The organism is Amycolatopsis sp. NPDC003861, assembly GCF_053605405.1.
In genome coordinates this window covers 1-26,342 of record NZ_JBSGJD010000029.1, presented here as the reverse complement: position 1 = coordinate 26,342, position 26,342 = coordinate 1, and the positions used below count along the sequence as shown (strand labels likewise).

The window sequence follows — 26,342 nt, the reverse complement described above, 5'->3', positions numbered from 1 at the left end:
GTTTTCGTAGCTCTCCGTGATCGCTACCGGTGTGCGGCCGGTGACGGAGATCTGACAACTACAGTGAGGTGAAACCGAGTGCGATAGAAGGTGAAACCGGCGTCATAGCGGTGACTGGGCTCGGTTCCACGGTAAGCGGTCAGCGGACTTCGCCCCGACCGATCAGGGCACCAGTTCGGCTGTTCACACGGTTCCGCAGGTTTGCCTACGCTGTTTCACAGACGCCCGACCGGACAGTGGAGGGGGCGCGATGGACGCCAGTAACGGTGGCAGTGCCGAAGCCCGGCAGAGCCACGCAGTTCCCGCTGACGCGTGGGAGCAGCCGGAGATGAGAACGGCTCTCGCGTCGCGCGAGATCAGCGCCGTTTACCGGCTCCTGCGCAAGCACGGTGTCTCGCAGCGCCAGATCGCCGCGATGACCGGCCAGTCCCAGTCCGAGGTGTCGGAGATCCTCAAGGGTCGCCAGGTCATGGCCTACGACGTGCTCACGAGGATCGCCGACGGCCTGGGCGTCCCCCGTGGGTACATGGGCCTCGCCTACGACGAGGCCACGGCGATACGGGTCGTCGGCTCCGCCGACGGCCAGCAGGCTGAGGAGGACGAGTCCGTGAAGCGACGGAGGTTCCTCGCGCACGCTGCCCAGGTCACGATGGGTGCGGCGGTGTTCGGTCCGGAATCGGGCACCTGGGCGGCCGGGCCGGCCAGGACGCCGGCGCCCGGGCGCATCGGCATGACCGACGTCCGCCAGGTCGAAGCCGCGACGCGGGCGCTGCGGGCGCTCGACTACCAGTACGGCGGCGGGTTCTGCCGCGACGCCGTGGTGGCCCAGCTGTCCTGGGGCCAGCAGATGCTCGAGGCGCACGGCACGGAAATCGTCAAGAACCGGCTGTACGTCGCGCTCGCCGACCTCCACTCGCTGGCCGGCTGGACCTCCTTCGACACCGGTCTGATGGACTCCGCCCGCGGCCACTTCGCGAACGCGCTGGACCTGGCCAAGCAGGGCGAAAACCATCCGCTGGTGGCCAACGTGCTCTACCGCATGGGCCGCGTCTACCTGCACCAGGACGCCCCGAACGACGCGCTGAAGCTGTTCCAGCTGGGCCAGATCGCCGCTCAGGAAAGCGGTTCCGAGCTGGCCGTCTCCGTGCTCTGCGCGAACGAGGCCTGGGCCTACGCGATGATGGGCAACGAAGAGCAGGCGGTGAAGCTGCTCGGCCGGAGCAAGGACGAGTTCGAGCGCGCCAACCTGGCCGAAGCCGAGTCGTGGGTCAAGTTCTTCACCGAGACCGACGTCTACGCCATGGTCGGCACCGTCCACACCGTCCTCGCGCAGAAGAACGCCGAGCACACGAAGTACGCGATCCCGGCGCTGACCAGGGCCGTCGAGTCCTACGACGACGAGATGGCCCGCTCCAAGACGTTCATGCTGAGCGCGCTCGCCACCAACCACCTGCTGGACGGCGACCTCGACCACGGCGCCAAGGTCGGCGGCAAGGCCATCGACTGCGCCGAGGGCATCAAGTCGGAGCGGGTCAAGGACCGGATGCGGCCCCTGCAGGAAGAGGCCGAGCGCCGCCGCAACAACGCCGACGCCCGTGACCTCGCCGACCGCCTCCACGCTTTCTACGCCGCCTGACCCCGAGAGCGCCGGCGCGGTTTTGGACGGCCGGTTCACCTCGGGGAAGCTGCGTGGCGTGCTGGCCGAGACCTGCTCGCTGCTGGGCTTCGACCCGGCGGGCGCGCGGTTGCTGCGGTTCACCAACAACGCGGTGTACGCGCTGGTCAGCGCGCCTTTCGTGGTCCGGATCGTCGGCTCGACGCAGCTGCGGCACCGGGTCGGCACGGTCGTGCGGGTGGCCCGGCACTTCGAACGCCACGGCGTCCCCGCGATCCGGCTCCTCGGCGACGTCGAGCAGCCCCTGGAGGTCGGCGGGCACCTGGTGACCGTGTGGCACCAGGTGCCGAGCATCGGCCGGGCGGCGACGTCGGTCGACCTGGCCCGGCTGCTGCGCCAGGTGCACGCCCTGCCCCCGCCGCCGGGCCTCGCCGAGTGGGCGCCGTTCGCCGCGGTGCGGGCCCGGGTGTCCGACGCCGAAGAGATCAGCGACGCCGACCGCGAGTTCCTGCTCGACCGCTGCGCCGAACTCGAAGCCGAGCTGGCCGAGCTGGAGTTTCCGCTGCCCAGGGGTCTGGTCCACGGCGACGCGTACCCCGGCAACGTCATCCCCGGGCCGGACGGGCCGGTGCTCTGCGACTTCGACTCCTCGTGCGTCGGCCCGCCGGAGTGGGACCTGACGCCGCTGGCGGTCGGCCGTGAGCGGTTCGGCGACCCGCAGGTGGCGTACCGGACGTTCGCCGCGGCGTACGGCTTCGACGTGACGTCCTGGCCCGGGTTCGCCGTGCTCCGCGGCATCCGGGAGCTGAAGCTGACGACGAGCGTGCTGCCCATCCTGCGCAGCCGGCCGCAGGTGCGGCCCGAGCTCTTCCGCCGTCTGGACGACCTTCGGAACGGCCGGACGGACGTGCGCTGGACGCGTTACCGCTGACCGTCATCTGTCACTTGGTGTGATCGACACCACAGACTGCACGTGCATTCGCCGACTGCAAATGACCGTTCGTCGCATCCAAAAGGCGGTCAGCTCTGGGTAGAAAGTTCGGCTCGACCGGTCACCCCCAATGGATGCCGGATCATCCCAATGCGCAAGTTGCAGCTACTCGCCGTGACTTCGGACCGGGTCCTACCTGCGACGACGGTTCAGGAGGCGACGACCGGCGCGCGGGTCAGCACGACGGCGAACCCGAACGCCAGACCCATCACGGTCAGCTCGAGCGTCGCCCAGGCGGCGAGCGCCGTGCGGTCGTGCCGGACGATCCGCGGCATCAGGCGCCAGCGGACGTTCGCGCCGAGCAGCGCGATGGCGCCGGTGCAGACGAGCTTCAGGACGAGCAGCTGCCCGTACGGCGTCGTGAAGATGGCCGCCCAGAAGCCGATGGTCGGGTTGAGCGAGATCTCGATCAGGCCGTTGAACAGCCCGGTGGCGGCGGAGATGACCAGGCAGAGGGTCGCGAGCTTGGAGAACCGCGGCAGCGCGTGCGCCAGCAGCGTCCGGTTCGCCACCAGGAGCACGGTCATCGCGCCGAGGCCGCCGGTCCAGGCGACCGCGCTCATGACGTGCAGCTCCATCGAGATCATCGTGTAGTCGTGGTAGTTCCAGTTCGACGCGTGCCCGGTGACCGGCAGCGGCAGCAGTGCGAACAGACCGAGCCCGACGCGGACCTCGGCGGGCACCTTCTCGCCGAACCGCAGCGCCAGCGCGCCGATGCCGGCGTGGACGAGCGCGAGCGCGGCGACGATGACCAGCGCCTTCCCGGCGCCGACGTCGGCGATGTACTGCCCGATGTCCGACGGCGCGAGCGTCGGCGAACCCGGCTTGTACTCCGCGGTCTGCAGGATCAGCGCGACGACCGCGGTGGTGGCCCAGACGAGCGCGGCCGCGACGCCGGCCGGGCGGGCCAGCCGCATGACCGGTTCGGTCAGCTTCGGCCGGTCGTAGCCGACGAGCACGGACAGCAGCGCCAGCCCGATCGTGGTGACCGCGGCGAGGTCGAGCAGGACCCGGACGACCGGGATGCCGGCCGAGACCACCGCGTCGGGCTGCACCACACCGGGGACCGGGGTGGTGGCGGTCAGCGCGACACCGATGAGGGCGCCCAGCAGGCCCGCCGTCACGACGCAGAGCAGTGTCGAGTAGCGGACCTTCGTGGTGGCCTCGGCCTGGGTCATCAGTTCTTCTCTTCGATCTTGCCGCCGGAGCGCAGCGCCACGGTCAGCCCGATCGCCAGCAGCACGACGGCGCCGGCGATCCAGACCCAGATCGGCACGCCGGTGGACGACGACTGCTGCGGGGACGCCGACGCGGAGCCGCCGGGCGACCTCGCCGCGTCGACGGTGGCCGGTGTGCCGGTGCCCGCGGCCGTCAGCGTGAAGCTGAGCTCACCGGTCACCGGGTGGCCGTCCGCGGACAGCACCCGGTAGCCGACGGTGTACTTGCCGGCCGGGCCGAGCGGCCGCAGCGGCGCGCTGATGACGTTGTTCACCACCGTGATCGGCCCCTCGGCCCACTGGCCGCCGCCGGGTCCGGTCACCGCGATCTGGTTGACGTCCGCGCCCTGCACGTACTGGTCGAAGGTCAGGCTGATCTTCGCCGGCCCGGCGGCGACGGACGAGCCGTTCGCCGGGTCCGAAGAGATCAGCACGTTGTGCGCCAGCGCCGGAGTGGCCGTGCCGAGCACGGCCACTCCGGTCAACGCCAGCGCGAGGAGGGCCCTGCGCATTTAGCTGTTGCCTCCCGACTTGGCCGTGGCCTTGCGGGCCCGGATGGTCGCGCCGGCCCCGACGCCGAGGCCGATGGCGCCGACGAGCAGGCCGGCCCCGCCGAGCCAGCGCGCCGTGTTGTCGGATGCCGCCGCGGCTTCAGTGTGCTCCCCGGTGGTGGCCGCGGTGTTCGCGGCCATCCCGTGCTCGTCGCCTTCCGACTTGGCGGCCAGCTTCACGGCCGGCGTCGGGTGCTCCGGCTCCTCGCCGTTCGCCGGGGTCGGCTGGTTCCAGTCGACGACCTTGCCGTCGCTGTAGGTCTGGTGGGCCGGGAACTCGACCTGGTCCACGTTGCTCGGCAGCGGCCCGAAGCTCACCGCGAACTCCTGGTAGTCGGTGGCCTTGAGCTCGCTGCCCGGCTGCGCGGTCCAGGTGACCGCGGTGACGGCTTCGGTGATCTGCGTCCCGTTGTCCTTGGTGATCGGGGTGGGCAGCTTCGACTTCGTCACCTGAGCGGTCCAGCCGGGGACCGGCTTGGTCCGGACCGAGCCGATGCCGTAGTCCGCCTTGAAGTCGACGGCGACCTTCGTGGTGGTGATCGGGTCCTTCTCCTCGCTCGGCACGCGGAAGACGATCGCCGCGTAGCCGCCCTTCGTGGGCTGCGGGCCGTAGACGTTGGCCGTGACGTGCGCGGACGCGACGCCGGCGCCGAGGAGACCGGCGACACCGATGGTGGCGGCGAGGAAACCGGCGCGCTTGAAGACGTGCTGGGACATGGGTTCACTCCTGATGAACTCAAGAAAAGGGGACGGCTCGGTTCGGGGACCGGCCGTTTTCGGGGACGAGCTGGGGTTCAGGAGTGGGCGGGCGGGCCACGCCGCCCGCGGATCCGGCGCAGGTCGACGCCGACGAGGTGGTCCGGGCCGGTCACGCGGGCCGGGACGAGCGCGGGGGCCGCGGACGGCACCGGCAGCGGGGTGAGCAGCCGCGGCAGGATCGCGCGCAGCACGGCCAGCACCGTGAGGAGCATCGTGTCCGCGCGGGCGAGCAGCAGGGCGGTGAGCACGGTCGCGATCGCGTGCGCGGCGATCATGCCGAACCCGGTGGGTCCCGGCATGGCGTACATGTCGTGGTGGCCGGCGAGCGTGGTGAGCAGCAGGTGCATCACCAGCTGGGCGACGCCGAGCAGGGTGATCGTGGCGAGCGGCCCGCGCGCCTTGCGGGCGAGCGCGGCCGCGGTCCAGCCGAACAGGCCGGTGAGCAGGAGGGTCATCGCCGGATCCGGCAGCCCGCCGTCGGCGATCCGGTGTGCGGTCACGGAAAGTGCCGCGGTGCTCACGGCGAGCAGTGTGCCGCGGGTAGCTCCGAGCACGGCGGGACGCCGTACCGGATCGCTCATGAAGAGCAGCCTAGGGGACCCGCTCCGCTGTGAGCGGGTGATCCCGGGAACTGAGCACACACCGAGTTCACGTCCCGCATCGCGCGCTGGTTCAGGCGATTTGTTGCCGATCTCCGGCCGGTAGGCCACGGTGGGCCGAAGACCGGGGTTTGGACCGGTCGTGCCGTGGGTACTGAGCCGTCGGTCAGGAACTAGCCCGTTCGGGTGAAGCCGGCGCGAAGGGCGGGAGAGCGGACACGGATGAACCTCTTCGACTACATCTCCGACCGGGCGAGCAAGCTGTGGCTGGAGGCCTACCTGCACACCAGCATGGTGGTGCAGTGCACGATCATCGCCGCGGTCCTCGGCGTGCTGATCGGGGTCGCGGTGTACCGCAGCCCGATCGGCTCGGCGGTGGCCACGGCGCTGGCGAGCACGATCCTGACGGTCCCGTCGTTCGCCCTCCTGGGCCTGCTGATCCCCCTCTCGGGGCTCGGTCCGACGACCGCCGTGATCGCGCTGGTGCTCTACGGCCTGCTGCCGATCGTCCGGAACACCATCGTCGGGCTCGACGGCGTCGACCCGGCGGTCACCGACGCCGCCCGCGGCATCGGGATGAGCCGCTTCGGCGTGCTCACCCGGGTCGAGCTGCGGCTGGCCTGGCCGGCGATCCTCACCGGCATGCGGGTGGCCACGCAGATGCTGATGGGCATCGCCGTGATCGCCGCCTACGCGAAGGGCCCCGGCTTCGGTGCCGAGGTCTTCTCCGGGCTCACGAACGCGGGGAGCACGAACTCCCTCAACCAAGCCGTCACCGGCACGGTCGGGGTGGTCATCCTCGCCCTGCTCCTCGACGGCGTCTACGTCCTGATCAAGCGCTTCACCGTCTCAAGGGGTGTCCGTGGCTGAGAACGAGGAAGTCTCCGGCGTCGAGATCGAGCTGGAGCACGTGACCAAGCGGTACCCCGGCACCCGCTCGGCGGCGGTCGACGACTTCTCGATGGTCGTGCCCGCGGGCAAGATCGTCGTCTTCGTCGGCCCGTCCGGCTGCGGCAAGACCACGACCATGCGGATGATCAACCGGCTGGTCCAGCCGACGTCGGGCAAGATCACCATCGGCGGCGAGGACGCGCTGAAGCTCGACGTCGACACGCTGCGCCGGCGCATCGGCTACGCCATCCAGCAGGCGGGGCTGTTCCCGCACTTCACCGTCGCGCAGAACATCGCGGTGGTGCCGGGCCTGCTCGGCTGGGACAAGAAGAAGGTCAACGACCGGGTCGAGGAGATGATGGACCTGGTCGGGCTGGACCCGGCCGACTTCCGCGACCGCTTCCCGCGCCAGCTCTCCGGCGGCCAGCAGCAGCGCGTCGGAGTCGCGCGGGCGCTGGCCGCGGACCCGCCGGTGCTGCTGATGGACGAGCCGTTCGGCGCGGTCGACCCGATCACCCGCGGCAACCTGCAGGACGAACTGCTGCGCCTGCAGAGCGAGCTGAAGAAGACGATCGTGTTCGTCACGCACGACTTCGACGAGGCCGTCAAGCTGGGCGACAAGATCGCGGTGCTCGGCAACCAGTCGACGATCCTGCAGTACGACACGCCCGAAGCGATCCTGGCGAACCCGGCGGACGACACGGTCGCGGGCTTCGTGGGCGCGGGTGCGTCGCTGAAGCAGCTGACGTTGCTGCGCGTCCGCGACGTCGAGCTCCAGCAGGACGCGCTGACGGCGACGGTGTCCGACGACCCGGTCGAGATCCGCAAGAAGCTCGAAGACCAGCGCAAGCACTTCGCGCTGGTGCTGGACGCGCGCCGCCGTCCGACGCGCTGGGTGCACACCCGCGAGCTGACCCCGGGGGCTTCGCTGGCCACCGCGGGCAAGCCGCTGCGCGACGTCGTCAGCCTGCAGTCGACGCTGCAGGACGCGCTCGAGGCGATGCTCGCCGAGGGCGGCTCGGTGCCGGTCACCGGCGCGCGCGGCGAGTACGCGGGCACCATCCAGCTGGACACCGTGATCGCGACGATTCAGCAGTTGCGCGAGGAGCACACGAACGACGAAGAGGTGCCGGCATGACGACGGCCGCCGTCGACACCGGCTACAGCACCGATTCCGGCTCGAAACGCGCGGAGCGCGTCCGGCTGCTCGCCCAGCCGATCGTGGTGCTGGTGATCGTCGCGGTGACCCTGGTCGCGGTGTTCTCCAGCGGCCTGAACGCGACGGAGAGGGAGACGCTCAACGCGCCGACCCTGCTCACCGCGTTGTGGGACCACGTGCTGATGACGCTCGTCGTGACGGCGATCGTCGTGCTCGTGGCGGTACCGCTCGGGGTGGTCGTGACGCGGCCGTGGGCGCGCTTCCTGGCGCCGATCTTCCTGGCCCTCGCGAACATCGGCCAGGCCGCGCCCGCGCTGGGCGTGCTGGTGCTGTGGTTCATCGTCACCGGCGCGACCGGCGGGATCTGGGTGGCGGCGCTGCCGCTGGCGTTCTATTCGCTGCTGCCGGTGCTGCGGAACACGATGGTCGGCATCCAGCAGGTCGACCCGGCCCTGATCGACGCGGGCCGCGGCATCGGGATGTCGGCGGGCGCGGTCCTCTGGCGCGTCGAGCTCCCGCTGGCCGTCCCGCTCATCCTGGCCGGCCTGCGCACGTCCCTGGTGCTGGCGGTCGGCACGGCGACGTTCGGCATGTTCGTCAACGCCGGCGGCTTCGGGCTGCTGATCGACACCGGCTACAAGCTCAACCTGACCTCGGTCCTGGTGACCGGCTCGGTGCTGGCCGTGGCCCTGGCGCTGCTGGTCGACTGGCTGGGCGCGGTCGCCGAACAGTACTTCGGACCGAAGGGGCTGCGATGAAACTCCGGCGACTGGCCGTCGTGGCGCTGCTGGGCCTGACGTTGTCCTCCTGCGGGCTGACGGTCAACCAGGCGGTGCCGTACGACATCAAACCGGGCTCGATCCAGCCGATCCCGGCCCTGCAGGGCGTGAAGGTGACGGTGGGGTCCAAGGACTTCACCGAGAACATCATCCTGGCGTACATGGCCGAGATGGCCCTGACGGCCGCGGGCGCGGACGTCGTCGACCTGTCGGACATCAAGGGGTCGAACTCGTCGCGGCAGGCGCTGCTGTCCGGGCAGACGGACGTGACGTGGGAGTACACGGGCACGGGCTGGATCAACTACCAGGGCAACGAGCTCCCGGTGCCAGGCGGCGAGAAGGCCCAGTACGAGGCCACCGCCAAGGCGGACGCGGAGAAGTTCGGCGTCACCTGGCTCAACTATTCGCCGCTGAACGACCAGTACGCGTTCGCGGTGACGGAGAAGTACGGCGCGGACAACAACCTGAAGACGACGTCGGACCTGGCGGCGTTCATCAAGCAGAAGCCGGACCAGGCGGTGTTCTGCCTGGAGACGGAGTTCACCAGCCGCCAGGACGGCTTCCCGGCGGCGGTCAAGGCGTACGGCTTCCAGAACCCGACGGTGAAGAACTTCGGCATCGGCACGATCTACTCGGCGGTGGCGAGCGGCACCTGCCCGGTCGGCGAGGTCTTCACGACGGACGGCCGCATTTCGGGGCTGAACCTGCGGGTGCTGGAGGACGACAAGAAGGCGTTCCCGCAGTACAACGCGGTGGCGACGCTGCGCACGGAGTGGCTGAACCAGCACCCGGAGGTGCGCGGCCCGCTGGAGAAGGTCAGCGCGGCGATCGACAACGAGCAGATGGTCGAGCTTTGCAAGCAGGTGGATGTCGACGGCCAGGACGCGGGCAAGGTGGCCCACGACTGGATGGTCAAGAAGGGCTTCATCCAGTAGCCCGCGGGGGCGCCCCCCGTTTTCGACTCTACCGGCCGGCACCGACAGTTTCCGCGGTGCCGGCCGGTGCGGTCAGAGCCCCAGCCGGTTCAGCAACTGCCCCTCGAGCCGCTCCAGCTCGCCGGCCACCGCCCGGTGGACCGACTTCCGCCGCGCCGCCGGCATGCGCTCCGCCGCCCGCACCGAAGCCGACAGCTGCTCCAACGTCCCCATCGCGTCGCGCGCGAAATCCTGGTCCGCCGTCGACGCCTTCTCCGACTTCTGCAGGTCCTGGCAGCCCTCGGCCACCCCCGCGATCCGGGCGTGCAGAGCCGCGCCCCGGCCGGTGTACTCGCCCAGCCGGTCGACCGAGACCCCCAGCTTGCGCGCCTGGTAGCGGTCGTACGCCTCCCGGGCCGCGCCCGCCGCGCGCACCGCCAGCGGTGCCACCACCGGAATCACCGCCGGGCCGAGCACCTTCGCCACCGCGACCGCGTTCTTCGCCCTCTTAGGGGTGAACCTGGCTTCACCCTCGACCTTGGCCTTGCGCGCCATGGCACCTCCTGCGACGTGTCGAGGTCGAACTTACTGGTCGCCTGGGTGGCGGGCATGTCGGCTCGGCGGTGGGAATCTAGAGTGATCTCCATGAACACCGAGGTGGTACTCGACGCGGGCGCGGTCAGCCGCTGCCGTCGGCGCGTGCACCTCGAACACGACCCCGCGATGCGCGAGGTACCGCTTTCCCCGCCCGACCCCACCGCGCAGCAGCGGATCGACGACGCCACCGCCCACCGCGAGGACATCGTCGCCCGGTTGATGGCCGCCAACGACGACCACTGGGTGAAGATCGGGCGTGACCTGCCCGCCCACGAGCGCGTCGAGCAGACGCTGCAGGCCTTCGCCGACGGTGCCCGCTACATCTGGGGTGCGCTGCTGCCGGTCGACACCGCCGGGCACCGGCGGGGCGGCATCGACCTGCTCGTGCGCAGCGGCCGCGGGTACGTCCCGGTGCTCGTCGTGCGGCACCGCATCACCGACCGCGGGGCCGGCGCGATCGTCACCGCGCTGACCGATCTCGACCCGGGGCACCGGAAAGCCGACGAAGGCCGCAAGGTCCGGTCGCAGCCGCGCGACCAGCTCCGGCTCGTGCACATCCGCCGCATGCTGCAGACGCTCGGGCAGGCCGACGAGAGCCTCACGCTCGGCGGGGTCATCGGGCTCGACGCCGACGTCGTCGTCTGGCACGACCTGACCGCGGGCACCTGGCCCGGCGGCCGCAACGCGCTCACCGAGTACCAAGCCCGGTTCGCTGACCGGCTCGCCATCGCCTCCGCCGCCGCGAACGGCGAGGAGCCGCTCGCCGAGCCTTCGCGCGTCCTGGAGTGCCGTCGCTGCCCGTGGTGGCCGACGTGCGAGGTCGTGCTCACCGAAACCCGGGACGTCAGCCTGGTCGTCCGCGGCGAGGACGCCGTCGAGCTGCGCCGGGCCGGTGTGTCCACTGTGGACAAGCTGGCCGCGCTCGACCCGGCGGGCGAGCCGCCGGAGGTGAACTGGACCGGCGTCACCTTCCCGGACGCCGTCGTGCTCGCCCGGGCCTGGCTGGCCGACCTCACGCTGGTGCGCCGCGTCGACCGGGTCGTGGTGCCGCGCGCCGACGTCGAGGTCGACGTCGACATGGAGAGCTTCGGCGACGCCGGCGCGTACCTCTGGGGCTGCCTGCTCACGGGGGCCGACATCGGTGTCACGCCGGGGTACCGCGCCTTCGCGACGTGGGACCCGCTGCCCACCGACGACGAGGCCCGGTCCTTCGCCGAGTTCTGGGCCTGGCTCACCGACGTCCGCGAGCGCACCGAAGCGGCGGGCCTGACTTTCCGCGCCTATTGCTACAACGCGCTCGCCGAGAACCGCTGGCTTTTCGGCTCGGTCGAGCGCTTCGGCGACCACCCCGGCGTCCCGTCGAAGAAGGACATCCAGTCCTTTGTGGATTCCGAGCAGTGGGTGGACCTCTTCCGCAGCGTCACCGACCAGTTCCTGTGCTCCCACGGCAAGGGCCTGAAGGTGATCGCCCCGGTGGCCGGCTTCTCCTGGCGCGACCCGGAGGCGGGCGGCGAGGCGTCGATGCGCTGGTACCGCGACGCGGTGGGCATGGACGGCGAGAAACCGGACGACGACCAGCGCGAACGGCTCCTGCGCTACAACGAGGACGACGTCCTCGCGACGCGCGCGCTGCGCGAGTGGATCGACGCCCGGGCGCAGGCCGAAGTGCCGTACATGTTCGATCTCTGAGTAGTTCGCCGACTAAGACACTTGCCAACTGGCGCGCCTTCGGTCATACTCGTCTGCGAGTACTCGTAGCCGAGGAGTCGCGATGAAACGGCGGAAGGTCGCCAACGTCCTGGGGCTGGCCGTCCTCTCCGTCGTGCAGGAACGCCCCATGCACCCGTACGAAATGGCGGCCGTGCTCAAGCAGCGCGGCAAGGACGCCGACATGCCGATCAAGTGGGGCTCGCTCTACACCGTCGTCGCCAACCTCGAGAAACACGGCTTCGTCGAGGCGGTCGAGAGCGTGAAGGACGGCGGACGCCCCGAGCGGACCGTCTACCGGATCACCCCGGCCGGGCGCGCGGAGTTCGAGGACTGGGTCCGCGAGCTCGTCGGCACGCTCGACCGGGAACCGCCGCGGTTCAAGGCCGGGCTGTCGATGATCGGCGTCCTCGGCCCGGACCAGGCGATCAGCCGATTACGGGAGCGGCTGGAGCAGCTCGGCGAACGCGCGGAGGCGCACCGCGCGGCGCTCGAACAGCTGCGGCCGCTCCTGCCGCGGTTGTTCCTGGTGGAGGTCGAGTACGACCTCGCGATGACGGAAGCCGAGGCGCGCTGGGTGCGCGGCTTCCTCGAAGAACTGACCACCGGCGCCCTGCCCGGCCTCGATGCCTGGCGGCGCTACCACGAAACCGGCGAACTCCCGGACGACCTGGGGGAGTTCGTGGAGAGGTAGGAACCGATGGAAACGACCCGCAAGCACAAGGTGCCCGAGATGGAGGGCTTCCAGGCCCGCTGGTACGCCAAGAACCGCGGCACCGAAGCCCAGCTCGTGCAGTACCGGCGGCAGGCGGCCGAGGTCACCGCGGGCTGGCCCGAAGGCGCCGAAGTCCTGGAGGTGGCGCCCGGCCCCGGCTTCTTCGCCGTGGAGCTGGCCAAGCGCGGCTTCCGCGTCACCGGGCTCGACATCAGCCACACCATGGTCGAGATCGCCCGGGAGAACGGCGCCGGTCTCGACGTCGACTTCCGGCAGGGCGACATCACGCACGCGCCGTTCGAACCAGGGACGTTCGACTACCTGGTCTGCCAGGCCGCGTTCAAGAACTTCCGCCAGCCGGTGGCGGCGCTGAACGAAATGCACCGCGTGCTGCGCCCGGGCGGCTACGCGGTGATCCACGACCTCAACCACGAGGCCACCGGCGCCGACATCGATCGCGAGGTGGCCGGGATGAACCTGGGCGCGATCAGCGGCTTCACCACCCGGCAGGCGCTGGCGTGGCTGCGGCGCCGGGCGTTCACGCGCGAGCAGTTCGAGGCGCTGGCCGCGGAAAGCGCCTTCGGCGGCTGCTCGGTCACCGCCGACGGCATCGGCCTGGAGATCCGGCTGACCCGCTGAAACCGACCGCCGGGGCACGGGAGCGTGCCCCGGCGGTTCAGGTCAGCGCGGGGCCATCCGCAGCGAGCCGTCCATCCGGACCACCTCGCCGTTCAGGTAGTCGTGGTCGATGAGCGACAGCGCGAGCTGCGCGTACTCGTCCGGCCGCGCGAGCCGCTTCGGGAACGGGACGCCGGCCGCGAGCGACGCGCGGAACTCGTCGCTGACCGTGGCGAGCATCGGGGTGTCGACGATGCCCGGCGCGATGGTCAGCACGCGGATGCCGTGCGAGGCCAGGTCGCGGGCCGCGGGGAGCGTCATGCCGACGACGCCGCCCTTGGACGACGAGTAGGCGACCTGCCCGATCTGGCCGTCGAACGCGGCGATGGACGCGGTGTTGATGATGACGCCGCGGGCGTCGTCCTCGAGGGGCTCGGTCTTCGCGATCGCCTCGGACGCGATGGTCAGCACGTTGAACGTGCCGATCAGGTTGATCTGGATGACCTTCGCGTACAGCGCGAGGTCGTGGCGGCCCTTCTTGGACAGGATCCGCGCGGACGGCCCGATGCCGGCGCAGTTCACCACGGTCCGCAGCGGCACCCCGGAGCCGGCCGCGGTCGCGACGGCGGCCTCGACCTGCTCGACGTCGGTGACGTCCGCTTCGACGTAGGTGATGCCCTCGACCTGCTCGGCCTTCTCGATGGACGACGCCAGGTCCAGCGCGAACACCCGCGCGCCCCGGGCCGCCAGGGCCTTCGCCGTCGCCCCGCCGAGGCCGGACGCGCCCCCGGTGACGAGCGCCGCGGTGCCGTTGATCTGCATCTGTGCCGTTCCCTTCGTGTTCACGTTCGCGGACCCAGGTTAACGCTCGTTCGCATCCGGGGTTCGTGTCTTCGCTCACCGCTTCCGGGTACGACCGGTTCCGTTAGCGTCGTGGTCACGTCCGGCTGTCACCTTCAGCAGCATGACGCCAGCTCGCATCGTGGTGGTAGGAACCGGATACGTCGGCTTGACCACGGGGGCCTGCCTGGCCAGTCTCGGGCATTTCGTCACCTGCGTGGACGTCGACCGCGCGAAGGTCTCCCGGCTGGCCGCCGGCCGCGTCGACATCCTCGAACCCGGGCTCGCCGACCTCGTGCACCGCGGGGTCGCGGCCGGGCGCCTCCAGTTCGTCGTCGGCGCGCGGGACGCGGTCCGCCACGCGCAGGCGGTGTTCCTCTGCGTGCCGACGCCGATGGGTGCCGGCGGCTCCGCCGACCTGCGTGCGGTCGAGGCGGTGACGGCCGAGATCGGCGACGTCCTGCCCGCCGGCTGCGCGCTGGTCACCAAGTCGACCGTGCCGGTCGGCACGTCGAAGCGGATCCAGGCGCTGGTCGGCCGCACCGACGTGCCGGTCGTCTCCAACCCCGAATTCCTCCGCGAAGGCACCGCGGTCGCGGACTTCCTCGGCCCGGACCGGATCGTCGTCGGCTCGGACGACCTCGCCGCCGCACGCTGGGTCGGCGAGCTGTACGCCGAGCTCGACGCGCCGGTCGTCGTCGCCGACGCCGCCAGCGCGGAGCTGGTCAAGTACGCCGCGAACTGCTACCTCGCGCTGAAACTGTCCTACGTCAACTCGATCGCCGAGCTGTGCGAACGGCTCGGCGCGGACATCGACCTCGTCACCGAGGGCATGGGCTACGACCGGCGGATCGGCCGGACGTTCCTCAAGCCCGGCCCCGGCTGGGGCGGTTCCTGCCTGCCCAAGGACACCAGCGCGCTGGTCAAGGTGGCCGAGTCGGTCAACTACGACTTCACGATGCTGACCTCGGCCATCGACGAAAACCTCGCCCAGCGCGACCGGATCGTCGCGAAGATCGCCGGCGCGGTCGGCGGGACGCTGGCCGGCGCCCGGATCGGCGTGCTGGGCCTGGCGTTCAAGGCAGGCACCAACGACCTGCGCGACTCGCCCGCGCTCGCCGTCTCGTCGGTGCTGTGCGCGCTGGGCGCCGAGCTGATCGCCTACGACCCGGCGGTCGACGGCGAGATCGCCGGGATGACCGTCGTCGACGACGCCTACCAGGTCGCGAAGGACGCGGACGCCGTCGTCGTGCTCACCGAATGGGCCGAGTTCAAGCACCTCGACTGGGCCGCGATGGCCGACCTCATGGAGGGCATCGACGTCGTCGACACGCGGAACATGCTCGACCCGCGGGTGATCGTGGACGCCGGGCTGTCCTGGCAGGGCGTCGGGCGGCCGCGGGCGGCGGCGCGAATCAAGGTTTCCTGACTCCGCCCGGCCCGCTAGGGTGATCGGCACGGCATCGCGTGTCGGTCACCGGCTGGGTGAGACATGGAGGTGGCGGGAGTGCCCTGGAGGCATTTCAACCGTGTCGGTATCCGTTTCCGTTGAATTGAACCATCTGATCGTCCCGTCCCGGAACAACCGGGAATCCGCCGAATTCCTGGCAAACCTGCTCGGCCTCGAAGTCGGGGAAGAGTGGGGTCCGTTCATCCCCGTCGAGACGCGCAACGGCGTCCGGCTGGACTTCGCGAGCGTCCCCGAGGCGGACCTCCGCCTGCAGCACTACTGCTTCCTGGTCCCCGAAGACGACTTCGACGCCGTCTTCGCGCGGCTCGTCGAAACGGGCGTGACCTATTTCGCCGATCCGCAGATGAAGCAGGTCGGCGAAATCAACCACAACCACGGCGGCCGTGGCGTCTATTTCCTCGATCCCGGCGGCAACGGGATGGAAATCATCACGCAGCCGTACGAGCCCGAGCGGCGGCGTCCGGCGGCTTGGTAATTCGTTAGCGTTGCGTACTATCGGGGCATGTTCACGACGAGGCCGGAGCTGACCGGCACCTTCGGGATGGTGGCATCGACGCACTGGCTGGCTTCGGCCACCGGGATGGCGGTGCTGGAGGACGGCGGCAACGCGTTCGACGCGGCGGTCGCGGCCGGCTTCGTCCTGCAGGTCGCCGAGCCGCACCTGTGCGGCCCGGCCGGCCAGGTGCCCGGCCTCTTCGTGACGGCGAACGATCCGACCCCGCGGGCGCTGGCCGGCCAAGGCCCGTCGCCCGCGGGGGCCACGCCCGAGCACTTCGCCTCCCTGGGCCTGGACCTGATCCCGGGCAGCGGCCTGCTCCCGGCGACCGTCCCGGGCGCGTGGGACGGCTGGCTCCTGCTCCTGCGCGACTATGGAACGAAGCCGCTGCGCGAGGTGCTGAAGTACGCGATCGGCTACGCGCGGGGCGGCGTCCCGCTGGTGTCGCGGGTCGGCGACACGATCAGCGCGGTCTCCCGCCTGTTCACCGAGCACTGGCCGACGTCGGCGGCGCTGTGGCTGCCGGACGGCAAGCCTGCGTCCGGCCTGCACCGCAATCCCGCGCTGGCCGACACCTGGGAGCGGCTGCTGCGTGAGGCGGAGGCCGTCTCGGGCCGCGAAGCCCAGATCGACGCCGGACGCCGGGCTTGGTCGCAGGGCTTCGTCGCGGAGGCGATCGAGGAGTTCAGCCGCCAGGCGTTCCGCGACGACTCCGGCCGCGACCACGCGGGCCTCCTGACCGGCGACGACCTGGCGTCGTGGTCGGCGACGTACGAGGACTCGGCGTTCGTGGACGTCGGCGACCGGCGCCTGGTCAAGATGGGCGGCTGGACGCAGGGGCCGGCCCTGCTGCAACAGGTGCTGCTCCTGCACGGCTTCCGCGACGAACTGTCCTATGTGGATGGAATCCCGACGGAACGCACGGTGCACTTGGCGACCGAGGCGGCGAAGCTGGCCTTCGCGGACCGCGAGGCCTGGTACGGCGACACCGACGTGCCCTTGGACGTGCTGCTTTCGGCGTCCTACACGGACGCCCGGCGGGCCCTGATCACCGACACCGCGTCCCCCGAACTGCGCCCGGGCGACGCCCGCGGCCCGGCCCGGCTCCCGGCGATCCTGGACTCCCTGCAGGGCATCGAAGCGGGCGGCGGCGCCACGGGCGAGCCGACGGTCGGCCCCCAAGGCCAGACCCGCGGCGACACGGTCCACCTCGACGTCGTCGACGCGGCGGGCAACCTGGTTTCCCTGACCCCGTCGGGCGGCTGGCTGCAGTCGAGCCCGACCATCCCGGCGCTGGGCTTCTGCCTGGATTCCCGCGGCCAGATGTTCTGGCTGGAGCAGGGCCTGCCGAATTCCCTGGCCCCGCGCAAGCGCCCCCGCATCACGCTGTCGCCGTCCCTGGCCCTGCGCGAGGGCGTTCCCACGCTGGCCTTCGGCACCCCGGGCGGCGACCAGCAGGACCAGTGGCAGCTGTGCTTCTGGCTGGCCCACGTCTACGGCGGCCTGAACCTCCAGGAGTCGATCGACTCGCCGGCCTGGCACACGACGGCGTTCCCCAGCTCGTTCTACCCGCGCTCGTGGAACCCGCGCGAGCTCGTGGTGGAGTCGCGGCTGGGTGCGTCCACTTTGGACGCCCTCCGCGCCCGGGGCCACCGGATCGTCGACGCGGGCGACTGGGCACTGGGCCGCCTCTCGGCGGTCTCGCGCACGGACGGCGTCCTGCGGGCGGCGGCCAACGCCCGCGGCATGCAGGGCTACGCGGCGGGCCGTTAGGGCCCGGAGCAGCGCAGGTAGGCTGCCCCCAAACCAACAGCTAAGGGGGCTGGACGTGGAAGGAGCCACGGCCGAGGAAACCGTTTCGCCGCCTGCCGAGGAGGCGCCGCGGGCGTCCGGCCGCCGGTTCGAGCCACGGAAGGCCGCGCTCTGGCTCGGCCGGCTGCTGATCAGCGAAGGCCTCATCGCCTTCTACGTCGGCCTGGCGATTTCGATGGTCTTCAACCACCGGATCGTCACGCACCCGAAGTCGTTGCTCACCGGTGGGCTCGGCGATCCGCTGCTTTGGGTGTGGGAGCTCGGCTGGCAGCACCACTGGCTGACCCACGGCGGCGACTTCTGGACGTCGAACCAGTTCTACCCGGCAACCGACAACTACGCGTTCGGCGAAACCCTGCTCGGCTACGTCCCCTTCAGCGTCTTCGCGGGCAACGGCCAGTACGACAACGTCTTCCTCTACAACGTCCTGTTCGTCTTCTGCTTCGCGCTCGCCTTCGCCGGCGCGTACCTGCTGGCCAAGCAGCTCGGCAGCAACTGGCAGGGCGCGCTGCTCGCCGGGGTCGTGTGGGCGTGGGCGCCGTGGCGGCTCAGCCACATCGCGCACCTCAACGTCCTCTCCACCGGCGGGATCGCGCTGGCCCTGTGGGCGCTGGCCAAGGGCCACGGCTTCACCTTCCGCGGCGAGCGCGGCGAGACCAAGCCGCGCTGGGTCGTCGCCGGGTGGCTGATCGCCGCGTGGCAGGTCAGCATCGGGTGGGCGATCGGGTTGCCCTTCGTCTACCTGATGGCCCTGGTCGGGATCGCGATCGCGCTCTACGCCTGGCGCCAGGGCCGCCGGATGATCATCGCGAACGTCGTCGGCGTGGTCGCCTTCCTCGGCATCGTCTGGTGGCTGGTCGTCCCGTTCCTGCGCGTGCGCGCGGAGTACGGCTTCACGCGCACCTGGCACGAAGTCGAAGTCTTCTCGCCGCCCGTCAACGGCCTGTGGACCGCGCCGTACGAGACGTGGGTGTGGCTCGAGACGTTCTTCAACGACCAAAGCACGCTCCCGCCGGACGGCGCCGGCGAGATGCTGCTCTTCCCGGGGCTGGTCGTCGCCGTGCTCGGGGTCGCCGGCCTGTTCCTCAGCGCCTGGACGTGGAAGGTCCGGGTCTTCCTGGGCGTCTTCGTGGCCTTCAACGTCCTCCTCTCGCTCGGCACCACCGTCTTCGGCGGCGGCCTCTACTGGCTGTTCTGGAACTTCCTGCCCGGCTGGGACGCCATGCGCACGCCGGGCCGGATGATCATGTGGGTCACCCTCGGCCTGGCCGTTCTCGCGGCCGGCCTGGTCACCCGGCTCTACCGGCTGATCGACGAGAACACCCGGATGGCGCGGCAGGTCATCGCGTTCTACATGATGTTCCCGGCGTTCTTCGCGCTCGTCGAAGGCATCCCGCGCTGGCAGCAGGTCGAAAACCCCGGGATCCCGCCGGACGTGAAGCAGGTGTTCACGACCACGAAGGAACCGATCGCGCTGCTGCCGATGGACCTGTGGAGCAACTTCAAGTACCAACTCTGGTCCACCGAGGGCTTCCCGACCACGGCCAACGGCACGGCCAGCAACTACGGGCCGCAGTTCCACGACATGCAGGACTCGTCGGCCACCTTCCCCGACAAGCACAGCATCGACGTCTTCAAGCGCTACGGCATCCGCAAGATCGTCGTCGTGAAGTCGATGGAAGGCGCCGTCGGCATCCTCCAGCGGCCGACCGCCGGCCTGCCGCTGACCAAGGTCGAGTCGAACGACGTCGTCGTGTTCACCCTGGAGTGATCACGGCTGCTGCCAGAGCCAGAACTCGATGCCCTGGTTGTCGGTGCAGTCCGCGGTGTTGCCGTACGGGTGGTTCTCGACCTCACCCGCCCGGCCGCCCTGCTCGCGAACGCGCGCCAGCGCCGATTCCAGGTCGTCGACGGCGTACATCAGCTTCCAGCCGACCTGCCGGTCCCCGGCCCACAGCCCGCCTTCGAGGCCGGGCCCGGCGAACCCCCAGGCGTCGGACACCGAGCCGGGCGTGAACTGCCAGCCCAGCACCGCGCCGTAGAACGACTTCGCCGGCTCGGCCTCCGGGACCTGGAACGTGAAGTACATGGCTTCGCCGTGGCGAGCCGGCCGAGGGCCCGCGGCCGGGGTCGCCGCCTGCGAGACCAGCCAGCGCTGGCCGAACGGGTCGCGGAACGAGCCGCCGCGGCCGTACGGCGAGTCGCTCACCGCGCGGATCAGCGTCGCGCCCAGCTCCAGCGCGCGGGCCACCGAAGCGTCGACGTCCGGGACCTCCACCCGCACCGACGCACCGCCCTCGCGCGGGGCCACGTGCCCGATCTCCGGGTACTCCTCGGCGAGCATCAGCACCGCGTCGCCGATGGCCAGCTCCGCGTGCCCGACGCGGCCGTCGTCCATCAGGATCGGGTCGCCGCGCCGGACCGCGCCGAACACCTCGACGTAGAAGTCGAGCGCCGCGCGGGCGTCGGACACGGCCAGGTACGGGGTCAGCGAGCGCAGCTCGGCGTGGTGGGCCGGCGCTTCCGAAGTGGTGGTCATATCGGCTCCGTTCAAGAGGGCGCGACGCAGCTGGTCGCGCAGTTCGGCGGCGAAGTCCGGGTCGGGCGCGACCCGCTCGGAGGGACGGCGAAGCGCGTCGAAAGGCTCAGGCACCGCGACCCTCCTTCTCCTCGTAAGCGCGCCGGAACGCGGCCCGGGCCCGGACGAGCAACGCCTCGGTGGCGTGCACGCTGCGCCCCAGGTGGCCGGCGACCTCGGGGACGCCGAGGCCGTCGACGTACCGCAGGGTCAGCGCGGCCCGGTGGTGTGGCCCGAGGGCTTCGAGCACCTGTCTCGCGCGCAGGGCGTCGAGCTGCTCGTCCCACGGGTCCTCGACGTCCGGCTCGCTGTCGTGCACGAGCCGCAGGCCGCGTTCCTCGCGTTCTTTGCGCCGCCAGTGGTCGGCGAGCTTGTGCCGGGCGACGCCGATCAGCCACCCGGTGCTCACTGGAGGTGCGTACTCCTTGCGACAGGCGGCGACCGCCCCGAGGAACGTCTCGGACGTCAGCTCCTCGGCGAGCGTGCGGTCGCCGCACCGGGACAGCAGGTACCCGTAGACCTCCGGCAGGGCCGTCTCGTACAGCCCGAGCAGCGCGAAGGCCGGGTCCGGTCGTACCCGCGGTTCCGTCACACCTCCATAGTCGTCCGGCGCCCGGACTTTCCGACGGGTGAATCGGAGATTTCTACGCCCGCGGGTCCGGCAGCCGCCGCCCGGTGAGCGCGACGATCGCCGCCAGCACCGCCACCACGCCGATCACCAGCGCGAACGCGTCCCGGCTGCCCAGCGAGCCCGACAGTGCCGCGTACAGACTCCCCAGCGTCGCCACGCCCAGGGCCAGCGACGTTTGCTGGTTCGTCGTCATCACGCCACTGCCGACGCCGGCCAGGTCGGTCGGCACGTGGGACAGCACGATCCGGAACAACGTCGTCATCGCCAGGGCGTTCCCCACGCCGATCGCCACCATCGACGGCGCCAGGTCGAGGATCGTCACGTGCGGCCACGCCGACAGCGTCGTGCACAGCAGCGCCACCATGCCCAGCGCCGTGATCGCGCCGCCGACCGGGACGACCTTCTGGCCGTAGCGGGCCACCAGGCGGCTGCTCAGCATCGACACCGTGAAGTAGGCGACGGCCAGCGGGGTCAGCGCGCCACCCGCGCCCAGCGGGCCGAAGTGCAGGCCCTCCTGCAGCGTCATCGCGAACACGAACATGAACGAGCCGAAGGCGCCGAAGAACGGCACGGCCACCATCAGCCCGCGGCGCACGCTCGGGAGCCGCATCACCGAAGGCGGCAGCAGCGGCGTGCCGCCCAGACGCTCCAACCGCCGCTCGACGAGCACGAACGCCGCCGCCGCGAACGGGAACACCGCCAGCAGCGCGATCGTCCACACCGGCCAGCCCAGCGCGCGGCCCTCCATCAGCGGGACCAGTAGCGACAGCAGCGTCACGGCCAGCAGCGCGGTGCCGAGGCGGTCGACGCCCAGCGGGTTGTGCGCGCGGCTCTCCGGCAGCTTGCGGGCCATCACCAGCACGACCAGCCCGATCGGGACGTTCACCAGGAAGATCGGCCGCCAGCCGGTGCCCCACAGGTCGGCCGCCACCAGGCCGCCGCCGAGGAGCTGACCGACCACCGTCGAGATGCCGCCGGTCGCGCCGAACAGGCCGAGCGCGCGCGACCGCTTCTCGCCGGACGTCGTCGCCTGGATGATCGAGAGCACCTGCGGCAGCAGCAGGGCCGACGCCGCCCCCTGCGCGGCGCGGGCCACCACCAGCGTGCCGGCCGTCGGGGCGATGCCGCAGGCCAGGGACGTCAGCGTGAACAGCCAGAGGCCGGCGACGAACAGCCGCCGCCTGCCGAACGAGTCGCCGAGGCGGCCGCCGACCACCAGCAGCACCGCGTACGCGATGCCGTAGGCCGCGACCACCAGTTCCAGGGTGGCGGTGGACGCGTGGAGGTCGGCATCGATCGTCGGCAGCGCGACGTTGACGATGAAGAAGTCGATGATCGGCAGTGCCGCCCCCAGCAGCACCGTGACCAGGCCGGCGGGGGTCAGTCCCGGCCGGGCGGGGGCGCCGGTGGTAGTCGGCGCAAGTTCGGTCGTGGTCATGGGTACTACGATCAACCCGTTGGGAAACTGGTACCAGTTGCTGTTTATCCGGGTACTGACCACTACCTGGTACCAGGTTCCGGAGCGTGCCATCCTGGCACCATGACCACCGCCGTCGAATCCGGCCTGCGCCGCCAAGAGCTCGCGCGGTTCCTCCGCAGCCGGCGTGAGCGGATCACGCCCGAGCAGGTCGGCCTGCCGATCGTGGGCCGCCGCCGGACGCCGGGGCTGCGCCGCGAAGAGGTCGCGCAGCTCGCGGGCGTCGGGGTCACCTGGTACACGTGGCTCGAGCAGGGCCGCGACATCAACGCGTCCGAGCAGGTCCTGCAGGCGATCGCCCGCACCCTGCGGCTCGACCCGCACGAGCACGTCCACCTCTTCCGCCTGGCCGGGGTCCCCGAGCCGGCGGGGGAGAAGGATTGCCAGGTCATCACGCCGGCGATGGAGCTCATGCTGAAGAAGCTGGAGCCGTACCCGGTCGCGATCCGCAACGCCCGCTGCGACCTGCTGGGCTACAACTGCGGCTACACCTGGCTGATGGGCGACGTCGACGACATCCCGTTCGCGGACCGGAACACCCTGGTCCAGTGCCTGCTCAACCCCGAGTGGCGCCGGCGGATGCTCGACTGGGAGACGAACATCCCGCGCGTGATCGCGTCCTTCCGCGCGGCGATGGCCGACCACGTCGCCGAGCCGGCGTGGAAGCAGCTGGTCAAGCGGCTCAAGGCCGAGTCGCCGCTGTTCGCCGAGCTGTGGCCGCACCACGACGTCAACTCGGAGCCGATCCGCACCAAGCGGTACCTGCACCCGGACGTCGGGCTGCTGCAGTTCAACTTCACCTACCTCTACTACGGCCGCCGCTCCGAGATCACCATGTCGACCTACACCCCGGCCGACGAGGAGACCGCGGCGAAGCTCCCGCTCGTCTTCGACTGACGACGTACGCCTGCCGTGCGCTCCGGGACGGACGCGCGGACCGGCCGTGACCGGTAGTTTCGCGGCATGAGAAGGCCTCCGTGGGCAGGACGCCTGGCGCGCACCGTCGTCGTCGGGGTCTTCGTGATCGGGGCGACCAGTGCGTCGTCGCGGTGGCAGCCCGGGGCGTCGCCGCTGACGCCGATCGGTCTCGCGTGGCTCGCCGCGACCGTCCTCACGCTGCTGCTCGTCCACCGCTTCCCGCTGACGCTCTTCCTGGTCACGGCCGCGTCCGCGTTCGGCTACTACGCCTCCGGCCTGCCCGGCGGGCCGGTCATCCTGGTACCGACCGTCGCGTTGTTCGTGCTGACCCGGCAGCGGGGACCGCTCACCGCGGGCATCACCGGCGCCTCGGCGCTCGCCGCCGCCTACGTCGTGCACATCGTCCTGACCAGGTCTTTCGCGGTGGAAGCCGGAGTCGCGTTCGTCTTCGTCTGGCTGATCGCCGTCATCGGGGTCGGGACGGCTGTCCGGTACCAGCTCGACGCGCTCGCCGCCCGCCGCGAGCAGGCTGACGAGCACCGGCACCGGCTCGCCGAGCAGGAGCGGCTGCGGATCGCCCGCGAGGTCCACGACGTCGTCGCGCACAGCCTCGCGATGATCAACGTCCAGGCGGGCGTCGCCGCGCACGTCGCCGACCGGCGGCCCGAGCAGGCGAAGGAGGCGCTGCTCAACATCAAAGCGGCCAGCGCGTCCGCGCTGAACGACCTGCGCGCGACCCTGGCCGTCCTGCGCTCCGGCGAGGACAAGGCACCCGCGCCGAGCCTCGCCCAGGCCGCCGAGCTGCTGGACCACGCCCGCGACGCCGGGCTCGCGGTCGACGTCCACGGCGCACCCGGCGACCTCCCGGCACCCGTCGACGCGGCCGCCTACCGGATCCTGCAGGAGTCGCTGACCAACGTCGTCCGGCACGCCGACCGGCCGAACCGCGTCGACGTCCGGTTCGAGCGGCGACCGGGGACCTTCACGCTGCGGGTCCGCGACGACGGCCGCGGCACCGCCCACCCGGCCCCGGGCCACGGCCTCCGGGGCATGTGCGAACGCGCCGCGGCCCTCGGCGGCCGGTGCACCGCCGGGCCGGTCGACGGCGGGTTCGAAGTGTGCGTCGAGCTACCGATCGAGGGGGAAGCATGATCCGCGTCCTGCTGGCCGACGACCAGGTCCTGGTCCGCGCCGGGTTCCGCGTGCTGCTGGAGACCGAGGACGGCTTCGAGGTCGTCGGCGAGGCGGGTGACGGCGAGCAGGCCGTGGCCGGCGCGGTCGAGCACCGGCCGGACATCGTCGTGATGGACGTCCGGATGCCCGGCGTCGACGGCCTCGAAGCAACCCGCCGGATCACCGCTCACCCGGACCTCGCCGGGACGAAAGTGCTGGTCCTGACCACTTTCGACGTCGACGAGTACGTCTACGAAGCCCTGCGCGCGGGCGCCAGCGGGTTCCTGCTGAAGGACATCGAGCCGGTCGAGCTGCTGCGGGCGTTGCGGGTCGTCGCGAGCGGCGAAGCGCTGCTGGCGCCGACCGTCACCCGCCGGCTGATCCAGGAATTCGTCGGGCGCCCGGAGCACCGGCGCATCGACACCAGCGCCGTCCGCGAGATCACCGACCGCGAGCGCGAGGTGCTCGGCCTGGTCGCGGGCGGGATGTCGAACGACGAAATCGCTGCCCACCTGGTGATTTCGACGGCGACGGCGCGCACCCACGTCAGCCGCATCATGACGAAGATCGGCGCGCGCGACCGCGCCCAGCTGGTGGTGCTGGCCTACGAGTCCGGGCTCGTCACACCGCGTCGCCCCGCCTGACCCGGCGCACCACGCGGACCGCGCGCACCAGGAACACCACGGCGAGAACGCCGACCAGGCAGATCCAGATCACGGCGCCTCCTCTCCCGGCCGATGCTCTGCTCAGTGGGCGTCCGAGAGGGGGACGGCGTTCACCGACACGGCGGAAGTCACACCTTCGGGCTAAGCGCGGCGGGCTCCCCGGCTATCCTCGGCGGGTGATTTCGTACGCGCAGAACGCGGAGGACGTCGTGCTCGCCCGCGTCTTCGCGGGGCAGGCCACCGGGCGCTACGTCGACCTCGGCGCCGGGGATCCCGTGGTCGCGTCGGTCACCAAGCACTTCTACGACCTCGGCTGGCGGGGCATCAACGTCGAGCCGATCCCGGCGAAGGCCCGCGAACTGCGCAGCGCCCGCCCGGAGGACCGCACGCTGCAGGTCGCGGTCGGGGCCGCACCCGGCGTGGCGAAGCTGCACGTCGTCGAGGACGAATGGGGCTGGTCGACCCTCGACGACGACCTCGCCGTCCACTACCGCGACGACCGCCGCTGGGAGGTGGGTGCGGTCGAGGTGGAGCTGACCACGCTCGCCGCGCTCCTCGACGCCCACCCCGGCCCGGTCGACTTCCTGAAGATCGACGTCGAAGGCGCCGAGCGCGCGGTCATCGAGGGCGCGGACTGGACCCGGCACCGGCCGCGCGTGCTCGTCGTCGAGGCGACCGAACCCGGCTCGCCGAAGCCCACCCACGAGCAGTGGGAGCCGATGCTCCTCGACGCGGGGTACCGCTGCGCGCTGTTCGACGGCCTCAACCGCTTCTACGCCCAGTCCGGCGACGCCGACGCCCTGGCCGCGCTGGCCGCGCCGGCCAACGTGTTCGACGACTACGAGCCGCACGAGCACGTCCGCCTGCGCGAAGAGTTCGCCGCGGCCCAGGCGGGCCGCCCCGCCGAGGTCGGCTACATCCGGCGGCTCGAGGAGACGGTGGCCGAGGCCCAGCGCGCCCGCACCGACCTCGGGCTGGAGCTGGACGAGGCCCGCCGCGAGCTGGCCCAGGCCGCCCGCACCGCCGAGGAGACCCGCCGCCGGGCCGCGGCCCTCGAACACCGCGTGGCCGAGCTCGAAGCCCACCTCACCCGCCGCCTCCCCTGACCCAAGCGCCCCAATGTGGCGTTCGGTGCATGTGACGCACCCAATGTGGCGTTCGGTGCGTCA

Annotated in this window: 26 protein-coding genes; 17 read left to right on the top strand and 9 right to left on the bottom strand. The window is 71.2% G+C overall.

The window, feature by feature from the left end; genetic code table 11:
- The first annotated feature begins 250 nt into the window (after positions 1–250).
- Both ACWEVN_RS10640 and ACWEVN_RS10635 read left to right on the top strand, forming a co-directional pair.
- Positions 251–1,636 carry a helix-turn-helix transcriptional regulator gene (locus tag ACWEVN_RS10640; protein ID WP_310968267.1) on the top strand — a complete coding sequence of 462 codons (1,386 nt, stop codon included), beginning with the start codon at positions 251–253 and terminating at the stop codon, positions 1,634–1,636.
- A 22-nt stretch (positions 1,637–1,658) separates the two neighbouring features.
- On the top strand, positions 1,659–2,546 hold the full coding sequence (locus tag ACWEVN_RS10635; protein ID WP_449687201.1) for a phosphotransferase family protein: 888 nt from the start codon (positions 1,659–1,661) through the stop codon (positions 2,544–2,546).
- A gap of 209 nt (positions 2,547–2,755) precedes the next feature.
- On the opposite strand, the gene ACWEVN_RS10630 is transcribed toward ACWEVN_RS10635, so the two are convergent.
- From ACWEVN_RS10630 to ACWEVN_RS10615, 4 genes are all read right to left on the bottom strand, one after another.
- Complete coding sequence (locus tag ACWEVN_RS10630; RefSeq protein WP_449687194.1) at positions 2,756–3,784, bottom strand: copper resistance D family protein; 1,029 nt, start codon at positions 3,782–3,784, stop codon at positions 2,756–2,758.
- Positions 3,784–4,335: a copper resistance CopC family protein gene (locus ACWEVN_RS10625; RefSeq protein ID WP_449687193.1), complete on the bottom strand. Its 552-nt coding sequence runs from the start codon at positions 4,333–4,335 to the stop codon at positions 3,784–3,786. Before ACWEVN_RS10625 ends, ACWEVN_RS10630 begins: the two co-directional genes overlap by 1 nt.
- Complete coding sequence (locus tag ACWEVN_RS10620; protein ID WP_452051056.1) at positions 4,336–5,091, bottom strand: YcnI family copper-binding membrane protein; 756 nt, start codon at positions 5,089–5,091, stop codon at positions 4,336–4,338.
- 77 nt (positions 5,092–5,168) lie between these two features.
- On the bottom strand, positions 5,169–5,663 hold the full coding sequence (locus tag ACWEVN_RS10615; protein WP_449687200.1) for a hypothetical protein: 495 nt from the start codon (positions 5,661–5,663) through the stop codon (positions 5,169–5,171).
- A gap of 291 nt (positions 5,664–5,954) precedes the next feature.
- Here ACWEVN_RS10615 and ACWEVN_RS10610 point away from each other — a divergent pair, with 291 nt between their 5' ends.
- Genes ACWEVN_RS10610 through ACWEVN_RS10595 form a run of 4 tightly spaced genes read left to right on the top strand, consistent with a single transcriptional unit; the run spans position 5,955 to position 9,496 of the window.
- Complete coding sequence (locus ACWEVN_RS10610) at positions 5,955–6,602, top strand: ABC transporter permease (protein WP_003068987.1); 648 nt, start codon at positions 5,955–5,957, stop codon at positions 6,600–6,602.
- Entirely contained in the window at positions 6,595–7,761 is a 1,167-nt protein-coding gene (locus ACWEVN_RS10605) for an ABC transporter ATP-binding protein (RefSeq protein WP_449687191.1), read from the top strand. The genes ACWEVN_RS10610 and ACWEVN_RS10605 overlap by 8 nt, the downstream gene beginning before the upstream one ends.
- Entirely contained in the window at positions 7,758–8,540 is a 783-nt protein-coding gene (locus ACWEVN_RS10600; RefSeq protein ID WP_452051055.1) for an ABC transporter permease, read from the top strand. The genes ACWEVN_RS10605 and ACWEVN_RS10600 overlap by 4 nt, the downstream gene beginning before the upstream one ends.
- The gene (locus tag ACWEVN_RS10595; RefSeq protein WP_310968261.1) at positions 8,537–9,496 is read left to right on the top strand and encodes a glycine betaine ABC transporter substrate-binding protein; all 960 of its coding nucleotides are present in this window, start codon (positions 8,537–8,539) and stop codon (positions 9,494–9,496) included. Before ACWEVN_RS10600 ends, ACWEVN_RS10595 begins: the two co-directional genes overlap by 4 nt.
- 72 nt (positions 9,497–9,568) lie before the next feature.
- Here the strand turns inward: ACWEVN_RS10595 and ACWEVN_RS10590 are convergent, their stop codons facing one another.
- Entirely contained in the window at positions 9,569–10,030 is a 462-nt protein-coding gene (locus ACWEVN_RS10590) for a DUF6474 family protein (RefSeq protein ID WP_452051054.1), read from the bottom strand.
- 90 nt (positions 10,031–10,120) lie between these two features.
- Here ACWEVN_RS10590 and ACWEVN_RS10585 point away from each other — a divergent pair, with 90 nt between their 5' ends.
- The 3 genes from ACWEVN_RS10585 to ACWEVN_RS10575 all read left to right on the top strand — a co-directional run bounded on the left by ACWEVN_RS10585 (position 10,121) and on the right by ACWEVN_RS10575 (position 13,133).
- A complete protein-coding gene (locus ACWEVN_RS10585; RefSeq protein ID WP_452051053.1) occupies positions 10,121–11,761 on the top strand; it encodes a TM0106 family RecB-like putative nuclease in 1,641 nt (546 codons plus the stop codon).
- 82 nt (positions 11,762–11,843) lie between these two features.
- Positions 11,844–12,473, top strand: a complete 630-nt coding sequence (locus tag ACWEVN_RS10580; RefSeq protein ID WP_449687187.1) for a helix-turn-helix transcriptional regulator — start codon at positions 11,844–11,846, stop codon at positions 12,471–12,473.
- Positions 12,474–12,479: 6 nt separating this feature from the next.
- The gene (locus tag ACWEVN_RS10575) at positions 12,480–13,133 is read left to right on the top strand and encodes a class I SAM-dependent methyltransferase (protein WP_452051052.1); all 654 of its coding nucleotides are present in this window, start codon (positions 12,480–12,482) and stop codon (positions 13,131–13,133) included.
- A gap of 42 nt (positions 13,134–13,175) precedes the next feature.
- Here the strand turns inward: ACWEVN_RS10575 and ACWEVN_RS10570 are convergent, their stop codons facing one another.
- Complete coding sequence (locus tag ACWEVN_RS10570) at positions 13,176–13,934, bottom strand: SDR family NAD(P)-dependent oxidoreductase (RefSeq protein WP_449687199.1); 759 nt, start codon at positions 13,932–13,934, stop codon at positions 13,176–13,178.
- A gap of 142 nt (positions 13,935–14,076) precedes the next feature.
- Here ACWEVN_RS10570 and ACWEVN_RS10565 point away from each other — a divergent pair, with 142 nt between their 5' ends.
- From ACWEVN_RS10565 to ACWEVN_RS10550, 4 genes are all read left to right on the top strand, one after another.
- On the top strand, positions 14,077–15,381 hold the full coding sequence (locus ACWEVN_RS10565) for a UDP-glucose dehydrogenase family protein (RefSeq protein ID WP_452051051.1): 1,305 nt from the start codon (positions 14,077–14,079) through the stop codon (positions 15,379–15,381).
- A 124-nt stretch (positions 15,382–15,505) separates the two neighbouring features.
- The gene (locus tag ACWEVN_RS10560; protein ID WP_449687184.1) at positions 15,506–15,898 is read left to right on the top strand and encodes a VOC family protein; all 393 of its coding nucleotides are present in this window, start codon (positions 15,506–15,508) and stop codon (positions 15,896–15,898) included.
- 27 nt (positions 15,899–15,925) lie between these two features.
- Positions 15,926–17,692 (top strand): gamma-glutamyltransferase family protein, encoded by a 1,767-nt coding sequence (locus tag ACWEVN_RS10555; protein ID WP_452051050.1) that lies wholly within the window; start codon positions 15,926–15,928, stop codon positions 17,690–17,692.
- A 55-nt stretch (positions 17,693–17,747) separates the two neighbouring features.
- The gene (locus tag ACWEVN_RS10550) at positions 17,748–19,502 is read left to right on the top strand and encodes a hypothetical protein (RefSeq protein ID WP_452051049.1); all 1,755 of its coding nucleotides are present in this window, start codon (positions 17,748–17,750) and stop codon (positions 19,500–19,502) included.
- Here ACWEVN_RS10550 and ACWEVN_RS10545 read toward each other — a convergent pair whose 3' ends face one another.
- The 3 genes from ACWEVN_RS10545 to ACWEVN_RS10535 are packed head-to-tail and all read right to left on the bottom strand — an operon-like array spanning position 19,503 to position 22,378.
- Positions 19,503–20,384, bottom strand: coding sequence for a VOC family protein (locus ACWEVN_RS10545; RefSeq protein ID WP_452051048.1), 882 nt, complete (start codon positions 20,382–20,384; stop codon positions 19,503–19,505).
- Positions 20,377–20,901, bottom strand: coding sequence for an RNA polymerase sigma factor (locus ACWEVN_RS10540; protein WP_449687180.1), 525 nt, complete (start codon positions 20,899–20,901; stop codon positions 20,377–20,379). The genes ACWEVN_RS10545 and ACWEVN_RS10540 overlap by 8 nt, the downstream gene beginning before the upstream one ends.
- A gap of 52 nt (positions 20,902–20,953) precedes the next feature.
- The gene (locus ACWEVN_RS10535) at positions 20,954–22,378 is read right to left on the bottom strand and encodes an MFS transporter (RefSeq protein WP_449687179.1); all 1,425 of its coding nucleotides are present in this window, start codon (positions 22,376–22,378) and stop codon (positions 20,954–20,956) included.
- A 102-nt stretch (positions 22,379–22,480) separates the two neighbouring features.
- Here ACWEVN_RS10535 and ACWEVN_RS10530 point away from each other — a divergent pair, with 102 nt between their 5' ends.
- From ACWEVN_RS10530 to ACWEVN_RS10515, 4 genes are all read left to right on the top strand, one after another.
- Positions 22,481–23,314 carry a helix-turn-helix transcriptional regulator gene (locus tag ACWEVN_RS10530; RefSeq protein ID WP_452051047.1) on the top strand — a complete coding sequence of 278 codons (834 nt, stop codon included), beginning with the start codon at positions 22,481–22,483 and terminating at the stop codon, positions 23,312–23,314.
- A 66-nt stretch (positions 23,315–23,380) separates the two neighbouring features.
- Positions 23,381–24,487 (top strand): sensor histidine kinase, encoded by a 1,107-nt coding sequence (locus tag ACWEVN_RS10525; RefSeq protein ID WP_449687177.1) that lies wholly within the window; start codon positions 23,381–23,383, stop codon positions 24,485–24,487.
- The gene (locus ACWEVN_RS10520) at positions 24,484–25,152 is read left to right on the top strand and encodes a response regulator (RefSeq protein ID WP_452051046.1); all 669 of its coding nucleotides are present in this window, start codon (positions 24,484–24,486) and stop codon (positions 25,150–25,152) included. Before ACWEVN_RS10525 ends, ACWEVN_RS10520 begins: the two co-directional genes overlap by 4 nt.
- A gap of 197 nt (positions 25,153–25,349) precedes the next feature.
- Positions 25,350–26,279, top strand: coding sequence for an FkbM family methyltransferase (locus ACWEVN_RS10515; protein ID WP_452051045.1), 930 nt, complete (start codon positions 25,350–25,352; stop codon positions 26,277–26,279).
- Positions 26,280–26,342 lie beyond the last annotated feature (63 nt).

Bases quoted from the DNA above. Each gene is read 5' to 3' on its own strand.
- ACWEVN_RS10640 (WP_310968267.1), top strand. From the start codon at position 251: ATGGACGCCAGTAACGGTGGCAGTGCCGAAGCCCGGCAGAGCCACGCA.
- ACWEVN_RS10610 (WP_003068987.1), top strand. From the start codon at position 5,955: ATGAACCTCTTCGACTACATCTCCGACCGGGCGAGCAAGCTGTGGCTG.
- ACWEVN_RS10595 (WP_310968261.1), top strand. From the start codon at position 8,537: ATGAAACTCCGGCGACTGGCCGTCGTGGCGCTGCTGGGCCTGACGTTG.
- ACWEVN_RS10570 (WP_449687199.1), bottom strand. From the start codon at position 13,934: ATGCAGATCAACGGCACCGCGGCGCTCGTCACCGGGGGCGCGTCCGGC.
- ACWEVN_RS10580 (WP_449687187.1), top strand. From the start codon at position 11,844: ATGAAACGGCGGAAGGTCGCCAACGTCCTGGGGCTGGCCGTCCTCTCC.
- ACWEVN_RS10630 (WP_449687194.1), bottom strand. From the start codon at position 3,784: ATGACCCAGGCCGAGGCCACCACGAAGGTCCGCTACTCGACACTGCTC.
- ACWEVN_RS10535 (WP_449687179.1), bottom strand. From the start codon at position 22,378: ATGACCACGACCGAACTTGCGCCGACTACCACCGGCGCCCCCGCCCGG.
- ACWEVN_RS10575 (WP_452051052.1), top strand. From the start codon at position 12,480: ATGGAAACGACCCGCAAGCACAAGGTGCCCGAGATGGAGGGCTTCCAG.
- ACWEVN_RS10565 (WP_452051051.1), top strand. From the start codon at position 14,077: ATGACGCCAGCTCGCATCGTGGTGGTAGGAACCGGATACGTCGGCTTG.
- ACWEVN_RS10620 (WP_452051056.1), bottom strand. From the start codon at position 5,091: ATGTCCCAGCACGTCTTCAAGCGCGCCGGTTTCCTCGCCGCCACCATC.
- ACWEVN_RS10520 (WP_452051046.1), top strand. From the start codon at position 24,484: ATGATCCGCGTCCTGCTGGCCGACGACCAGGTCCTGGTCCGCGCCGGG.
- ACWEVN_RS10530 (WP_452051047.1), top strand. From the start codon at position 22,481: ATGACCACCGCCGTCGAATCCGGCCTGCGCCGCCAAGAGCTCGCGCGG.
- ACWEVN_RS10590 (WP_452051054.1), bottom strand. From the start codon at position 10,030: ATGGCGCGCAAGGCCAAGGTCGAGGGTGAAGCCAGGTTCACCCCTAAG.
- ACWEVN_RS10585 (WP_452051053.1), top strand. From the start codon at position 10,121: ATGAACACCGAGGTGGTACTCGACGCGGGCGCGGTCAGCCGCTGCCGT.
- ACWEVN_RS10600 (WP_452051055.1), top strand. From the start codon at position 7,758: ATGACGACGGCCGCCGTCGACACCGGCTACAGCACCGATTCCGGCTCG.
- ACWEVN_RS10555 (WP_452051050.1), top strand. From the start codon at position 15,926: ATGTTCACGACGAGGCCGGAGCTGACCGGCACCTTCGGGATGGTGGCA.
- ACWEVN_RS10625 (WP_449687193.1), bottom strand. From the start codon at position 4,335: ATGCGCAGGGCCCTCCTCGCGCTGGCGTTGACCGGAGTGGCCGTGCTC.
- ACWEVN_RS10525 (WP_449687177.1), top strand. From the start codon at position 23,381: ATGAGAAGGCCTCCGTGGGCAGGACGCCTGGCGCGCACCGTCGTCGTC.